Source organism: Bradyrhizobium xenonodulans (genome assembly GCF_027594865.1).
In the GTDB taxonomy this organism is placed as follows: domain Bacteria; phylum Pseudomonadota; class Alphaproteobacteria; order Rhizobiales; family Xanthobacteraceae; genus Bradyrhizobium; species Bradyrhizobium xenonodulans.
This window is the reverse complement of record NZ_CP089391.1, coordinates 6,952,117-6,966,549: the sequence shown is the minus strand read 5'-3', so window position 1 is coordinate 6,966,549 and position 14,433 is coordinate 6,952,117. Positions and strand designations below refer to the sequence as shown.

9 protein-coding genes are annotated in these 14,433 nt (G+C 58.8%); 2 read left to right on the top strand and 7 right to left on the bottom strand.

From position 1 onward, the window contains the following. Nucleotides 1-76 precede the first annotated feature (76 nt). A complete protein-coding gene (locus tag I3J27_RS33085) occupies nt 77-604 on the bottom strand; it encodes a transglutaminase-like cysteine peptidase (protein ID WP_270163079.1) in 528 nt (175 codons plus the stop codon). A 2,097-nt stretch (nt 605-2,701) separates the two neighbouring features. After that, nucleotides 2,702-2,974, bottom strand: coding sequence for a hypothetical protein (locus I3J27_RS33080; RefSeq protein ID WP_270163078.1), 273 nt, complete (start codon nt 2,972-2,974; stop codon nt 2,702-2,704). A gap of 922 nt (nt 2,975-3,896) precedes the next feature. Between I3J27_RS33080 and I3J27_RS39400 the strand changes: the two genes are divergently transcribed. Continuing rightward, complete coding sequence (locus tag I3J27_RS39400) at nt 3,897-4,316, top strand: DUF7694 domain-containing protein (RefSeq protein ID WP_461619526.1); 420 nt, start codon at nt 3,897-3,899, stop codon at nt 4,314-4,316. A 124-nt stretch (nt 4,317-4,440) separates the two neighbouring features. Here the strand turns inward: I3J27_RS39400 and I3J27_RS33075 are convergent, their stop codons facing one another. Then, entirely contained in the window at nt 4,441-5,112 is a 672-nt protein-coding gene (locus tag I3J27_RS33075) for a hypothetical protein (RefSeq protein ID WP_270172933.1), read from the bottom strand. A 53-nt stretch (nt 5,113-5,165) separates the two neighbouring features. Continuing rightward, nucleotides 5,166-5,915 (bottom strand): P-loop NTPase family protein, encoded by a 750-nt coding sequence (locus I3J27_RS33070; RefSeq protein ID WP_027544405.1) that lies wholly within the window; start codon nt 5,913-5,915, stop codon nt 5,166-5,168. A gap of 2,553 nt (nt 5,916-8,468) precedes the next feature. Here I3J27_RS33070 and I3J27_RS33065 point away from each other — a divergent pair. Then, nucleotides 8,469-9,194 (top strand): helix-turn-helix transcriptional regulator, encoded by a 726-nt coding sequence (locus tag I3J27_RS33065; RefSeq protein WP_027544409.1) that lies wholly within the window; start codon nt 8,469-8,471, stop codon nt 9,192-9,194. Nucleotides 9,195-9,471: 277 nt separating this feature from the next. Here the strand turns inward: I3J27_RS33065 and I3J27_RS33060 are convergent, their stop codons facing one another. The 3 genes from I3J27_RS33060 to I3J27_RS33050 form a co-directional block, all read right to left on the bottom strand. Continuing rightward, nucleotides 9,472-10,650 (bottom strand): hypothetical protein, encoded by a 1,179-nt coding sequence (locus tag I3J27_RS33060; RefSeq protein ID WP_270163077.1) that lies wholly within the window; start codon nt 10,648-10,650, stop codon nt 9,472-9,474. A 209-nt stretch (nt 10,651-10,859) separates the two neighbouring features. Beyond that, nucleotides 10,860-11,951, bottom strand: a complete 1,092-nt coding sequence (locus tag I3J27_RS33055) for a branched-chain amino acid ABC transporter substrate-binding protein (RefSeq protein WP_270163076.1) — start codon at nt 11,949-11,951, stop codon at nt 10,860-10,862. A 600-nt stretch (nt 11,952-12,551) separates the two neighbouring features. Beyond that, a complete protein-coding gene (locus I3J27_RS33050; protein WP_270172932.1) occupies nt 12,552-13,262 on the bottom strand; it encodes a MerR family transcriptional regulator in 711 nt (236 codons plus the stop codon). Nucleotides 13,263-14,433 lie beyond the last annotated feature (1,171 nt).

Sequence of the window (14,433 nt, the reverse complement as noted above, 5' to 3'; positions counted from 1 at the left end):
GTCACCCCGGGGTTCGATCATCTGCAGTGCGCCCGTGGCGCTAGCCGGGACATTTCCGATCTCCTCCGTGAGGCGCTTACTCGCCGCGCTGCGCGATAGTACGCCAATATCGCGGAGCGCCTGGCGACTGAACTCGAACCCAGCGATAGGGAACACGCGACCACGATCGGATCTGCGGGGTCAGATTGTCCAGCACGAGGTCGCCGCTCTTAGTCCGTACCACCAGAACCAGATGATGTTGGCCCGAGGCGGTCACGACCTCGGCGAGCAACAGCGCTCGCGGCGGCCATCCACGCTGTAGAAGCTTGTGGCGCTTGCTGACGGCGTAGTCGTTGCAGTCACCGCGCTCCGGATCAATGAGCCAGGTTTCCACCGCGGGACCGGGTTCACTGGCTTCCGGGATAATGGCGCTGTTCACGGTCCGGTTGGCTTCTTTCAAATCTGCCCACCGCGCCTCGGTCAGGAGGACCGGACCGCCGCGAAACAGGAGGCGGAGGCGGCATTCATCCTGATAACGCAGGCAGAACATGGTGTATGCCATAGGAGCGAGCGCCGGACGGTCAAGCTTGAGGTGCGGAGACGCCGACACCGCGAACGCCGGCATACCCGACGATCTCTGATCGGCCGATCGAGCGGTCGTCATCGTTTGAGAGACCATTGTGGCGGCTGCGACTGCAGCCGGGATTAACGTCCTGCGCATGCTGTAGCTGACGGACGACCGATCGGACCCGAGGTCACGAGCACGAAACGACCGATCAACGGCGGCGGAGCTACGAGGCGCAGTGACCCGAGGAACGCCATCATCCAAAGGGTCTGTCGTCCGCAGCACGTCTGTGACGCCGCGGTCCGCCAGTCATGCGCAGGTCCACTCCGTACCGGCAGCCCGTGCGCCGTCCTCCCGAAACTGCAAGACATGTGCAACCCCCTGTGACTGCGCGGGAAGAGATCGAGGGCGAGCAAAGGCCCGCCCGCCTGATCCGAAAACCGTACAATCTGACGCCACGTGCGATTCAAGCCCCCATGAACGTCGTGCGAGCGTGTTCGGGCTCACGCCGTTCCGCGGACAATTCGCTGCGCAGAAGTCGTCACCAGATCCTGGTCCGCAGGGCGGCCCACCCGCCGACGACTCTTCACTTGTCAGCGCGGAGAGTCCGTTCAGACAACCGGGACCCGCGCGTTTCGTCTCAAGCATTTCCGCCAACGATCTTCGTCAATAACGTCCGCGCTGACCGAAAATGGCGCCGCTTCCCATATTGAAGATATTGTGACCTACGCCCGAGAAGTTCCTACGTATCAGCACGGATGTTGGACGCCGCTTCACCTGGTCTAGCGGTTGCATATCCACTTCCATGAAGCGCAAAGGCCCATCGAGCGGTCCAACACACTGGCGGCAGCGAGCTCAAGCGACGCTCGCCAAGGCGGAGTCATTCGATTGTCCAAAGTCAAAGGCCAAGCTGCTTAAAATCGCCGAGGAATATCAAAAGCTGGAACGGTGGGCCGACGAGCGGGAAAGACTAAGAAGAGCTGCCGATGAGGAGCAATGACTATCTTCAATTCGGGTGGCATTCCGAGAAGATCTCTCTCGGCTCTGGCCCGCAGCATTTGAAGTGACCTCGACCCATGCGCCCGCACCCCTAACACCCCGCGCCCATGCTCCGCACGTCGCCTTCGATCTCCGGAATTTGAAGGATGTCTCACCGACTCGAATTCGATGGATCTTTTAAGTGGATCTAGCAATGCGACGACAACGCGTGCTGTCGCCCAGCGGCATCGAACTAGACGTTCGGATAGGCTCGCATACCCGGAAGTGAGCGCGCGCGTCACCCCCGCCCATCCTGAGACGCGACGGATCATCGCGGCAGCCTTCAGGGTGGCACGTGTTTTGCTGAAGCCTTCTGAGGGGAAAGGCTCTCCAGCGCCTATGCCTCGCCGGCCCGACGCGCCTTTTTACCCGGCAAGGCGCGTCGGGCTTTTTCGTGCTGCTCAGCCGAGAGACGCACAATGAGCTGTATCAACCAGCATGCGACATCCCTGGCCGTGTTGAACATCGACGCACGTCGTATCGGGTTCGTAGAACTTCGGACGTTGTCGGGCAGGCGAGACATAGACCTTCATGCAGGAGTACCGACGACACCTCGCGGCACACATTCAATGATCGTCGCGAAACCTCTCTGCCAATTTCCGCGGCACATCATTTGCAACAATCATCGTGGGCATGGACGTGGGCTCCCTCAGCGGCACGTCGATGCCCCCAACCTCGCCAGGTTGGGCCCGACGCACCTCCAGCCTGCTCCGAGGGCGTCGGGCTTTTTTATGTTGAGACACTGCGATCGTTTTCATCCTTGCTATCGACCGCCGACCTCTTGGGACCAGGGCGCGGCACGTGCCGAGCAGTGCTGCGGCTCAGGATCCATCTTCCAGTAGCGGGGCTGAATGTCCCAAGACGGTAATCGTGGTCGCCGAGCGAAGATGAACGCCGACAAGCCCGAGGCGGGTGAGGCGGTCCATCCCGACGCCGCAAAAGAGGCTCGTGCGCAACTGTCGTCGGAAGATTTCCGCATTCTCCTGGTACTTGGCTAGTCCAAGAGTCGGCACAGGCTTACCGCTGCGGCAAGACTCGCCGCGATGAACGCCTCAGGACTGTCAGCGCAGTAAGCGATAAGCATGGCCCACAAGCTTACCGAAAACGCGATGGCCCACTTCACTTGTATCTGTCTTTGGCGCGGGCGAGGCTCGGCGAGCCGGGTCGTCGGCGCATTAAGCGCAGCACGCACCTGTGGCGGATTGCAGTCGCCCATCGAAAAACCCCGGCAAGCCCGTAGATGCTCATCCAGACAAGCGCGGCGAAAATTGCCGCAAGCGACCAAAGTTGTCGCGTGCCCGACTTCAGGGGGAGATCACAACGCGCCGCTCGCAGCGCGTCCTGCGCGTTGATCAGGCGTCGTCTTGGTTCACGCCAGTGCATCATCAGCACTCATCTATCCCTAGTGAATCGAGGCGAGCGTCGCATCCGCGCGAAATCGGATGTCACCATGCCCAGGCGAAACGGCCCGATGCTCCCAAATTGAAGATCGGAGCGGCCAACGCCCGGCCGACCTCATCGACAGCCGATTGGGACGTTAAGCCAAGCCTAGCTCTGGCCAATCTCCGGACTGGTCGAGGCAGGTATCGGTTCGATCGTGATTGCGACGACCGTCAAGTGCATCTCGGACAATTGCCAAGCCGCGAGTCGTCCGCGTGTTGATCTGCGTGGGTTGACCAAGTGTCATCGAAAGATCCCGCGTTGGTGGGCTGTGCGCAGCGCTCGCTGCCGCATATTCCGCTCAGCAATTGGCGTGCCGCAGGAAGCGGTGCTGTAGGCGTTCGTTGACGCAAGAAAGCCTAGGGTTTGGCGTCGCCGCGGCAAATGGTGTCGCGCTTAGGGTCCGGTTTCCGACATCTTCGTCACGAACCGGACCTGAATGCTAAGCGGTGCGCAGGCGGTCTTTTCCGTTTGCGTCAACCAAACTCATGTGAGGCAATATCGGAGTTGCTCGAATCCCGCGGTTTGGAGTCCGCAACATCTTGGATTGACGCGCTCGCAGCCCATGATTCGGTTCTTGCTCCACGCGTCCCAGCGGGGATATTCGAATCTGAAGCTGCCCAAGGTCTTTCGGAATGCGTCCCTGAACGCCACTTTCCCACAGACTGGTCATTCGAGAGAGAGTGATGCAGCGACGAATGGCGAGCGCGAGCTTGATTGACCTGACGAACTCAACGGCCGCGGCCACATAGATGACGTATTGGGATTGTTTCAGGCTGACCTATGTGCGGTAGCATTGGGTGAAGTCGATGAAGCACCGGCGAAACCTTCGTGTGCGCCGACTTCAGATGAGTTGAAAAGCCAAGGAGGACGCGTGAGAGCGCAGATCATAGATAGATTGGAGGCCGGCCGCGTACAGCATGGGCAGTTCGCCAGCGCGCCAGGGTCAGGTCCTTGTGGTCTCTTTTTTGTTCAAGGACCTTGCGGCTGTAAACTGCAGATCGCAGCATTGGTCCGTCCGGGATGGGAGCACGTCTCCGTCTCGACGCCGCGGCGTTGTCCGAACTGGGAAGAGATGTGCTTCGTCAAGGACCTGTTTTGGGATGAAGAGGAATGCGTGATGCAGCTGCACCCGCCATACTCGCAATATGTGAACAACAGCAGGTACTGCCTGCACCTCTGGAAGCCCATTCGTGAGAATATTCCAAGGCCACCGGCATCCTTCATAGGCGTCGTCGGCCTCGGACCGTCCGAGGCCGCGTCGCTGGTGGCACAAATGAGAGAACGATCGTGATCGGATGTGTGCGGTTGGCACCTGGCCCAATGCACCCGGACGCTGGACCTCGTCGGTCCACGTCTCCTATTTCAAGATGGAAAGGGCCCGTCGACTGCACGGGTCAGCGACTCATTGCTTGGCCTCAAAATGAGCGCGCCGGCATGAGGCTCAATTCGAGGTCTCGGAACAGGGTGTAATTCCGCCGAATCCATTGATGCAGCTCCGTGGTCGAATCCTTCTCGTGGCGCAAATACCCCGTAAAGGAAAACGTCAGGCGATCGATATAGGTCTTCAAAAATTGCGGCAGTGCGAAGATGCGCAGCACTGGAGCGCGGTCCATTGCTTCGGGCAACTCGCCGCGCAGCACGAACTGATTATGGACGGTGATCAGCGCTGGTGCCCGGATCTGGTGCCGCAACACCTCATAGCTCCTTGAGGAGACGCGATCGGCGCTCCCGACAAATAGGATGATTGGTGCAACCTGGTTGCGTACCGCCTCCCTCATGAACCCAATCTCGATGCACATTTTGAAGAACTCGTCGAATGCGTGGAAACCGAGATCAATCACCTTCGCGACCCCGTCGTCCAGGATGAGCCGGTCCATCAACTGCATTTTGCCCCAAGTGTCTGTCACATCTGCCGTCTCGGTAATTGTGGGCAGGTAATCGACCAGCGACGGCTCCCTCAAACTGATGTCGAAGGAGAGCACCGATCCGTTCTTGAGCAACAAGAACTCGCTCAAGAGCCGCGCGATCAGAGTCTTGCCGACCTGCAGGCCGGGAGAGCAGATGATGTAGACCGGCGTGGGCGGCATCTCCAGCGACATCACACGACTTCGTATATTCCCCAAGGTGCATACCAAAAGGGCTACGTTTCACTGCTGCGGGGCCTTGATGTGGCGCCAGTCACATCGGTCAAATTGATGCGGTCATACTCGGACCAGACGTTGGCCAGCCAGTGCCGGACATAGCCCCGCAGCACAAAGGAGTAGTTCGCGATCTCATCGAGCGGTCCCTTGTTTGCGACGAAATTCACGAACGAAACGGAAGCGACCTCGACCTGCTCATAGGCCATCTCGTTGAGTTTCGGAATCGTCAGTTCGGTGGCGCCCTTGATGCGGCGAAAATACGAGTCGTAAGTCGACTGATCCCATTGGAAGAACTGGGTATCATTTATGAAATTTTTGACGAGGAAGTATTTCGCGCCGTTCATGAAATTGGAAGTTTCGGCGATCTCGTCCAGAGAGGCGATCGAAGGGCCAAGGATATGAAAGACGGCAAAGGTGATCTGACCAGACTTTACTGAATCCAGGAACCCGATGTCCCGCAACGAGTTCAGAGCGACCGATAGCAAACCTGCGCGGACGTCGATCACGGTGACCGATAGCCCGGCGTTCAGGGTGTCGAAGATCCTCATCTGGTCTGCCGTCGTCGTCATATCGACGATCTCAGTGATGTCGGAATGAAAGCGCTTCAGCGTACCTCGCGGTGACTCCGTGTCAAAGGCGCGGGTCTGCACCTTGTTCACGCTGAAATAGTCCAGAAGCGTCCGACATACGGTCGTCTTGCCGACCCCACCCTTGTCCGCGCCCACCACAATCACAACCGGCTTCGCCATCGAATTCCCTTTAAGACACGCGCTATGCCAACCGCGAGGCGCGATCGACAGTCTTTGCTTTAGACGTGAACATGGCAGAAAGAAGAGGTCGTCGAAGTTTTGCAAATTTATGCGAGCGAGGTCTGACGTGGCAGCGCTCTACGTCAGGTTTGCGGCCATCTAACAGCTCGGAGAATCCGGACTGCGGCCGTCGTCGTCGATCTGACGTGACGTCAGGTTTGAACTCGGAACGCCAGGCACGTTCGGCGTCTATCGCGTATGGGCAATAGAGAGCCAACGGTGGGGCGTCACATGCCGCCTGCTCGCTTGCAGGCGAGGGGACCACGCAGAGATATCTTGGGCAAAACGAGAGCGGTCGCGAAAGCTAGACAAACTGGATCGGCGGCAGGACCAGCTTGGCCGAAAGAGGGCATCGTGCCTCGGTCGAATCAAGAGAGCGAGCTTTCGACTGAAGTGTTACCTTGATGGACGTGTCGACGGCTTTACAGTTGAGCGACATTGCGTAGCCAAGTGTGCAGCATGAGCGTCGACATAAGCCACCGCGGGGTTGTGAAATGAGCGCACATCATGCTAGGGCCGTCGCAAGGCTGGCGCCGCCGCAGGACGGTTCGCTGTTTTGTCGGTCATAACTTGGCCGTCAATTCGCGAGATGACGTTTGCGGGCGGGCCAACAGCTGAAAGAAGGAAGAGGGGTGAGTCAGGCTGAAATGGATGTCGTCGAACACATGCTCGCCTCGCTAACTACATGCGCGCTTCAGACCCGGGTTGCCCCCAGTAACGAACAGGTTGCGCATCATTTCGAGCTCGCCTGCAAGAGAGTTGGACTCCTTGTTACGCCGGCGTCTGCCATTCGAATCTTCAAGCGCCTCGCGCACGAGGTTCAGAAGGCAGAGTCGATTCTGGAATTCGTCGGTCCTAATACCGGTGAGTTGCAATGAACAACCAATAGAGTTGATGTGAGTTTGCGAGCGGAGTCACTGTCCGTGCACGCAAAAGCCCTCGGCGTACGTCGGATGTAAACGGCGCCGAGGGTGTTGCTCGCGGGTCGCGCATTTGGATTATGGCGCATTCCCGTTTGGCGCGAGGTAACGTTCCAGGATGACGCGATGCTGGTCCGCGGCACAATCCCCGTCGTCACACTTTCTGTATCTGGTGCAACGCAACCGGGCCTGTTGGCAGCAACCATTGCGACGTTTGGTCCGCCGCGTGACACACGATCGCGGCTTGATAAGCCCAATCGAGGAGTAGTGCCGCTTCAGATTGCCAGCGCGTCACGCCAAATTGTCGGAAACCGCGCAGGTCGGCGACAGCTCGTTCCTCGTGCGATGAGCACCGGTCTATCATACAGATCTTGAAGGTAGCGGCCATTCAGCCGCGTGTGTCGTCCAGCATCCAGTCAAGGCGAGCTGGCCGACGATCCGCAAGTCGACCAGCCAACGGCTGAGTATGCAGTGCCATCGAGGGGGAGCGCGATCGCTGATCGCAACGCAGAGCATTGGTGCCGGACCGGGATGTTCGATGGTTGTTGGCTGGAACTGAAACGGCGCCCGCTCTGGCGGTCGGCCGCGCTCAGCAGCTCTCGACCATAGGCTTCGCCGCGCATGGGATTACAGGGGCGCCCCTTGTGCGCCTGCCTTGTGCCGCAGACAGGCTACGTATCTTGTTGTTGGCGGCAGCTTTGCTGACCTGCAAATGTCGCTTCTGTAGCAAAGCGCAGTGTCGCATTCGGACGAATGTCCGAGTTGCTTCGATCCTCCGACCCGCCGAACGACCGACGAGTGGCGCAACACACGGCTTTCAGACGTGAATGCATGACTGCCGGGAATTGGTACGACACTTGCTGTCCTAAGGGTCAGCTCGGAAGTTCCGGAGTCCCGCATGCACCGTTTCGTCTCGATGAAGCAAAGTTGCAACTGCGCGCGGGTCCGCGTGCGACGAGCTGAAACGCTTGGTCATTGGCGCTTGAGATGGCATGCGGTTCTTGTGCGAGGTTCTCGTCTTCGGCAACGGCCATCTCGTGCGGCTCGCCGAGGGCGTCTTCACCAGCATCGAACAAAGAGAGCGGAAGCGCTTTGCTCTACCGTGGATCCGGGTTGCGGAAACGCAAATAGGCATCCCGAGGCTCCGCCACCGCTATGGCGCCTGCGATTGCACAACCGCACTCTTTTAGAAGTCGGTCATCCTCAACTCAGCGAGGAGCTCGCCGGCAGTCCGATAGCGGCCACTCTCACTGTTCATGATAGCCGGCCCTGCGCGCTGCGACGAGCCGAATCGCAGCTGTCCACACGACAGTTAAGACGTGGCGGGCTTAATCCGTCGACACGCGTCCGCGGCCTTCTCGACTCGTCGCTGCTTCGAGGCGCCTATCCCTTCCGAGCGCGTTTCGGGAGAGCTTACCCAGCTCTGGAACTGCGTGCCGCAGCGCTCGAGCGCTCGCATTGCAAGGACGCCAAGCCCAACGGTGAGGGCGAGTGAACGACGCCCGCCCTCACCAAGCTCTGCGCGCAATGACGCAGTACGACTTTTGGGCCGTGGGGCCTCGTGAGGCGCTACATGGATCTTTTCAATTTCATCGAATGCGCCAAGGCAACTCACTCAATCAAGGTCTTGTTCGACCTTCTCGTAAGCTGTGCGAGCGAGAAAGGCTTCAGTGAAGTCGCTTATGGAGCCCTCACTTTCGCGGAGGCATGTGGTCTGCCTGAATATCTGCCCTCCGGGGTAACGGTAACCTTCCCGTCCGATTGGTGCGGCCGGTACGTTGAACGCAAGTACCGTGTCATCGATCCGGTGGTACGACGGGCGCCAACGCTTTCGCGGCCGTTCCTGTGGGATCAACTTGCCAAAAAATGTCAATTGCAACCCAGCGAGCAGCGCGTACTCGCAGAAGCCAAAGAGGCGGGTCTGAAGCACGGTATGAGCGTGCCGTTGTACGGACCATTGGGCCAAGTGGCTCTGGCATCCTTTGCATCCCCGTTCGACGATGCTGATCCGCAGTGCCAGATGAGTCATCTCAACGTACTGGCCTGGCACTTCCACATTGCCCTTGCGGAGATCTCGCGGCCCTCCGCTAGTGGCTCAAATTGCGAAGTTGCCCTGTCTGAGCGGGAAAAAGATTGCTTGCGATGGGTGGGAGAGGGCAAGTCCTCCTGGGAAATAGGCAAGATACTCGAGGTGAGCGAGAATACAGTCAACTTCCATCTCAAGAACGCGATACGAAAGCTCGGGACTTCGAACCGGACCCACGGAATTGCAAAGGCCATTCGCCAAAACCTCATTTGAATGGCCGGCCCCCCCTGCACCGACCGGATCATTCGGTAAGGGACGACCGGCCTGGCCGGGATGTGCAACCCACAAACGTGGACTTCGCCTCGAGTCGCACGTCGCCGTGGCGAACTGTGCCCGTGAGCGGGCAATTTCGCAGCTTCCTTACCGCCAAGGAAGGGTTAAGCGGACGCCGAGTGTTTCAGCAAGCAGGGGCTTAGGTTCGCACGGGCAGTGACGGATCAGTCCTGATCGTGCCTGCGCAGACAAGGCTGGGCGGCGGTCCAAACCGCTGTCATTTCTGGGGTGGCGGCAAGGTCATTCCCGCGTTGGTCCAGCTACCAAATATCGGTCCTGACAGATCCTTCGGCACACCGATCAGCACGCCAATGGGACCTGCGTGGCCGTGGCGATAAGCCACGACCACAGACCGATCATCGCTAGAGGTAAACTGGAATGTCCCGGTAAAATGTCGACTTCGCAACACCGCAATGTTTGTGCTCCGACACAATGGGCAGCTGGTTGGCGGAGGACCGGCGGCCTCGCGGCCAGAAATCGGTGCAGTCGATTCGATCAACTCAGATCGCTTGGAGAAGTTGTCGAGTTCCCCTCGTTCGGGAGCGCTGATCGTACCGGCGTCGGCCTTCAAGTTGAGGTCATACATCCGATCGATCTCCGCGTCGCGCTGCTGACGCATCTGCATCGCCGCACAATGCGCAGCTTGTGCTTGCTGTTGCTGCTCGGTGAGTTGGGCCAGCCGCAAGTTGTCGCCGTTATCCGCGGCTCGCTGAATCTCATCTGCCAGAAAGCCTTGACTGGCATGATAACGTCGATCCGCATCCTGGCGTCGCATCATCTCGTCCAGCAGCTCGGGGGCGAGATCGTTCATCTGCCGGACTTTGCTCTCGCTAACATATGTCTCGCTGCCTTGTGCGTCGACATAGATGAGGCTCGAATAGACCGGTGCCGCTTCAATCGTCCACACGGGAGGATACGGTCCGTCAACGAACCCGAATACTGTGTCGTTTAAGGTCCCGCCGCCCACGTAGTAGTGAGCCGGTGTCTCCCGATACTCGAGTTCGTGTTGCGGTGCTATGCCGTTCGAGCCACGATGGTCGATGACGTCTTCGATGAACAGCACGCCAGGCGTACCCGGATGCGCGTCAATATATCTCTTGGCTTGTTCGTAACGAAGAGTGCGACGCTGCGACGTTTGTGGCGCGGGTCCATATACGTCCGCCAGAAACGTGACGGTCGCGTCAATGGACCCAAACTCCGCAGTATCAGTCGGAACTGGGGTTGGAGCCTCTGGCGTTTCAAATGGCTTCCTTGCAGACATTGCTTGGGGCGATCGATCATCAGCCTCACCTGGCGCGGCATGTTCCTCCACCGCGGCAAGCAGGTGGGAATCTTGAGCACTGGCTTGAGCTTGAGCGAGAACAAGCATGCTACAAGCTACAAATATCTTACGCATTGGAGAGCCTCCGTTTTGGTGTGGTGCAGCCCAGGTCAACAAGCGCGGAGAACCGCACCAGTTGACCAGCTGGCTCGACTAGTGAGAGTGCCGAGGAAGTCCCGTTAGGGGGTGGGAAAATCACGAGCGTGCGCTCGTCCCCTTGACATGTGCATCAGGGTATCGGGCGGCTGAATGAACCCATCGAACCGTGATGAGTTGCGATCAATTCACTCGGCCTGTTCGGCGATATTGTCTTGCCAACGGTAGACACTGAAGCCGGGAGCCGAATTGTCGCCCTTGGCGTCGAACCGGACGGCACCGATCACCGTGTCAATTGGCTGCGAACGAAGCGCAGCTGCCACTTTCGATGAATCAAAAGTGCCGGCGCGCTTTGCGGCCTTCGCCCATGCCTGCACAGCCGCATAGGCGTAAAGCGAATAACCTTCCGAAGACCGGTTGGAGGCCTTGAGATGTGCCACGGCGCTCGCCGCCTCAGCATTCTTGGTGGGATCCGGCATAAAGGTGAACAGTGTTCCGTTTCCGGCTTTGCCCGCGATCATCGAAAAATCGTGGGTCATCAGAGGATCATTGGCCATCACGGTCATACCTGCACCTGCTTCTGAGGCCTGACGCACGATCAGCCCGATCTCATTGTAGTAGCCGCCGATGTAAGCAAGTTTGATTCCGTCCGCTTTCATCCTCGAAACCAGGGCCATGTAATCCTTCTCCCCGGCCACGTAACTTTGTCGCTTCACATCCGATATCCCAACCTCCCGAAGATGAGCCGCAACGACATCGGCGATGCCTTTACCAGCGGTGCTCCTGTCGTCAAGGATGGCAATCTTGGTGTTGGGGAAATGCCGTCGGATATATTCGGCCGCCACGACACCCTGCTGGTCGTCGCGCCCACAGATACGAAACACGGATTTGATGCCACGCTCTGTGAGCGCGGGATTGGTGGATCCTGGTGATATCTGAATAAGTTGCGCCTCGTCGTAAACGTTGGAAGCCGGTATCGACGAGGAAGAACAAAAGTGGCCAACAACCAACTTGACCTGATCTGATGCAAGCCGATTGGCGACTACGACCGCCTGCTTGGGATCGCACGCGTCGTCGGCGACGCTAGTTCCTGGAAGGAGGCCTGACGCATTCAGATCATCGACGGCGGCAGCAGCACCGTCCCGCATCTGCGCTCCAAGCGCGGCATTGCTTCCAGTCATCGGTCCTGCCACAGCAATATTGACGTCGGCCGCAGATGCAACGGACATCAAAGCAAGGAGTGGAATAGCTGCGAGAGAAATGGCGCCATGGATTGACATTATGAGAGTCCATGCGGGCTTGAGTTTGTGGCTGGTTTTGCCTTGAAAAATTTTTGCTGAGGCGTCGAATAATGACAGCCGTCGGACCGGCGGCCCTTGCTGTGAGCCGTTCTCCGCCCGGTGCTCGCGCGCGTGCCGTGGTAAGCGAAAGATGGGCCGAAGGATGCCCCAAAGATCCCTTCTTCCGGCAGGCACTCGGACAGGGTCAGACGAAAGCTGGCTCGAACCGCACTCGCGGTCGGCGCAAACGCGCTGATCAGACTCTGGTAGCGCCATAACGATCCTTCATTGCTTGTCGAACGCCGAGAACGCAGCTTGGAAAACCAGGCGTACGGGGCCAGGGCAACCCTCGCCCGTGAGAGCGTTCCGCGCGTGAATCCGGTATCAGCCAGATTCCATCGTACAATCTGACGTTACGTCCGATTCAAGCCTGTTCGAGAGACGCATCTCTCGAGGTCGCGAGCGGTTCTCGTGGAAGGAGCGACAGCAACTAGGTTGATGGGGAGGCACGGAAGGAAGAGGCCGAGCCGGAAACGCAGCAGTCGCGACGTGCGGCCGCCAATCATTTAAATGAAGGACGCATCTGAATCGGCGGCTGCGTCAGTACCTGTCCTGCAATGCGGCCATTGCGAGATCAAGGTACTGCATCAGGCTGTGGTTCCAGCCGGCCAGGTTGCGCGGCGTGCTCAGTCGCGCAAGAACTTTCAGCATGGTTGAGGCCGCCGGGTCGGTTCCCGCAATTTCTGTGATGAGCGCGCGCGCCTTCAGCGCCACGGAAGCGGCCCGCTCGCTGCACGGGTGCTCGCCACGATCGACACAATCGCGCAACTCATCCCGGATCTTTCGCCAGCGCTCTTCTCGATCAGCGCCGAGCGCGCACGTGCATCGCGGAGTCTGGGGGCGCGCTTCAGCGCGCGAAGCTGCATTCAGAGCAGCAGGCAGCTCATGCATGCTGACTTGCGTGTCAGAGTCCGTCGTCATGTTACGCAAACGATCCCGCAACTGGGTCGTGCGCGTGACCTGAAGTTCAATTTGCTCCAAATGCTTGCGCAGGAGGTCAGTAAGTGACGTCTTTCCTCCCATTGCCGTGCGAATATCATTCAGCGAGAAGCCGAGCTCGCGCAGCGCTCGAATTTGCGACACTCGTTGAATGCTTTCGCGTTCGTACATTCGATGACCGCCGTCCGTGCGTTCGGACGCGCTGAGCAGACCCGTGTGCTCGTAGTGATGCAGCGTGCGTACCGTTACCCCGGTAGCCTCCGCAAGTTCTCCAATGCGCCAGCGACGCCTTCGTGGTGTAGCTTTGATCATGATGTTCAATTGGCAAGCCTACAACCTGACGTCACGTGAGAATCAAGCTACTTGAATTAGCTGGTTGGGCAGTCGTCCATTCTGGCGCAAGCAGGCTGGCTCTGCTCCGATCGCCGCTCAACCGAGTGGGCAGATGGTAGGGCGTCGAGCAGGAGCATAAGGGACGCCAAGCCGGATTGGCTTGCTGCTGTACGCTCCAAAACAAGTTTGGCGATTGTGATCCGGTTTTCAGGCGTTCGCATAGATGCCGGCAATGACGCGATGGCTTTATCAAAGATCGCGCCGAGGACCGTGAGATCTTCCGGATCGTAGACACCACTATACTGCAGCAATGTTCGGCTCCCTGTTTGTGATCGTTAGCTGGCCGAGGCGCTTGACCGCGCCGTTGGGCGAAAAGACGACAGAGCGGCGCCGTTCAGCGAGGAAGGCGCGATACGCACTCAAGTGACGCGGTTGTGCAACAGCGACGGACTTGCCTTGCCTGAAATCCAGGCAGCCGATGCCAGACGAATCTGAGCAATCGAATGCTCTGCGGAATCCCCAGCTGACTGGTGCGCGAAACTGACGGCGAACTGTTCGGGTCAGCGCATCGCGGCGCCTGAACGATCACCGCGAGGGCCGGCGGTGCGCGGTGATGGCAAGCGAGAAGACCGATGAGGGCGGGTGGTTTGCGGCCCGTCATTGAGGGAGAGCAGGCGCTCATTTGCGCGAGGGGTGAACGACTTTCGAACTATCATTCCCGTGCCATGCGGATACCGGAGCGGGATCACCGGCTGATATCTGCGCGGTGGTGAGTTCAGGGGGACACCGGCTGGCGCAGGCGCGAGGCGGCTTTCGCATGATCTGGAACGAGATCAACTTGGACGTCCGTGTAGCCCTTGACGTGTTCGACATGTGAATCGGCCGCAAATTGCGTTTCGCCAGTCGCACCAACTGATTCGCAATTTCGTCGTCGATCGACATCGATCAGCACTGTCAGAGACCAATGACATGTTGGCTCCATTCCTAGAGACTATCGCAAGCGACACATTCCATGTCGACGAGAACGACGGGACTGCGCGGCTATCACCAAAGTGGGGCGTCGTCAAATTGTCGCGGCGACTGGGTGATGTTGACGCAACACACTTGGCGCCATCAGCAGCCCGAGTGTGTTGCGTCTGCGCAGCCCTTC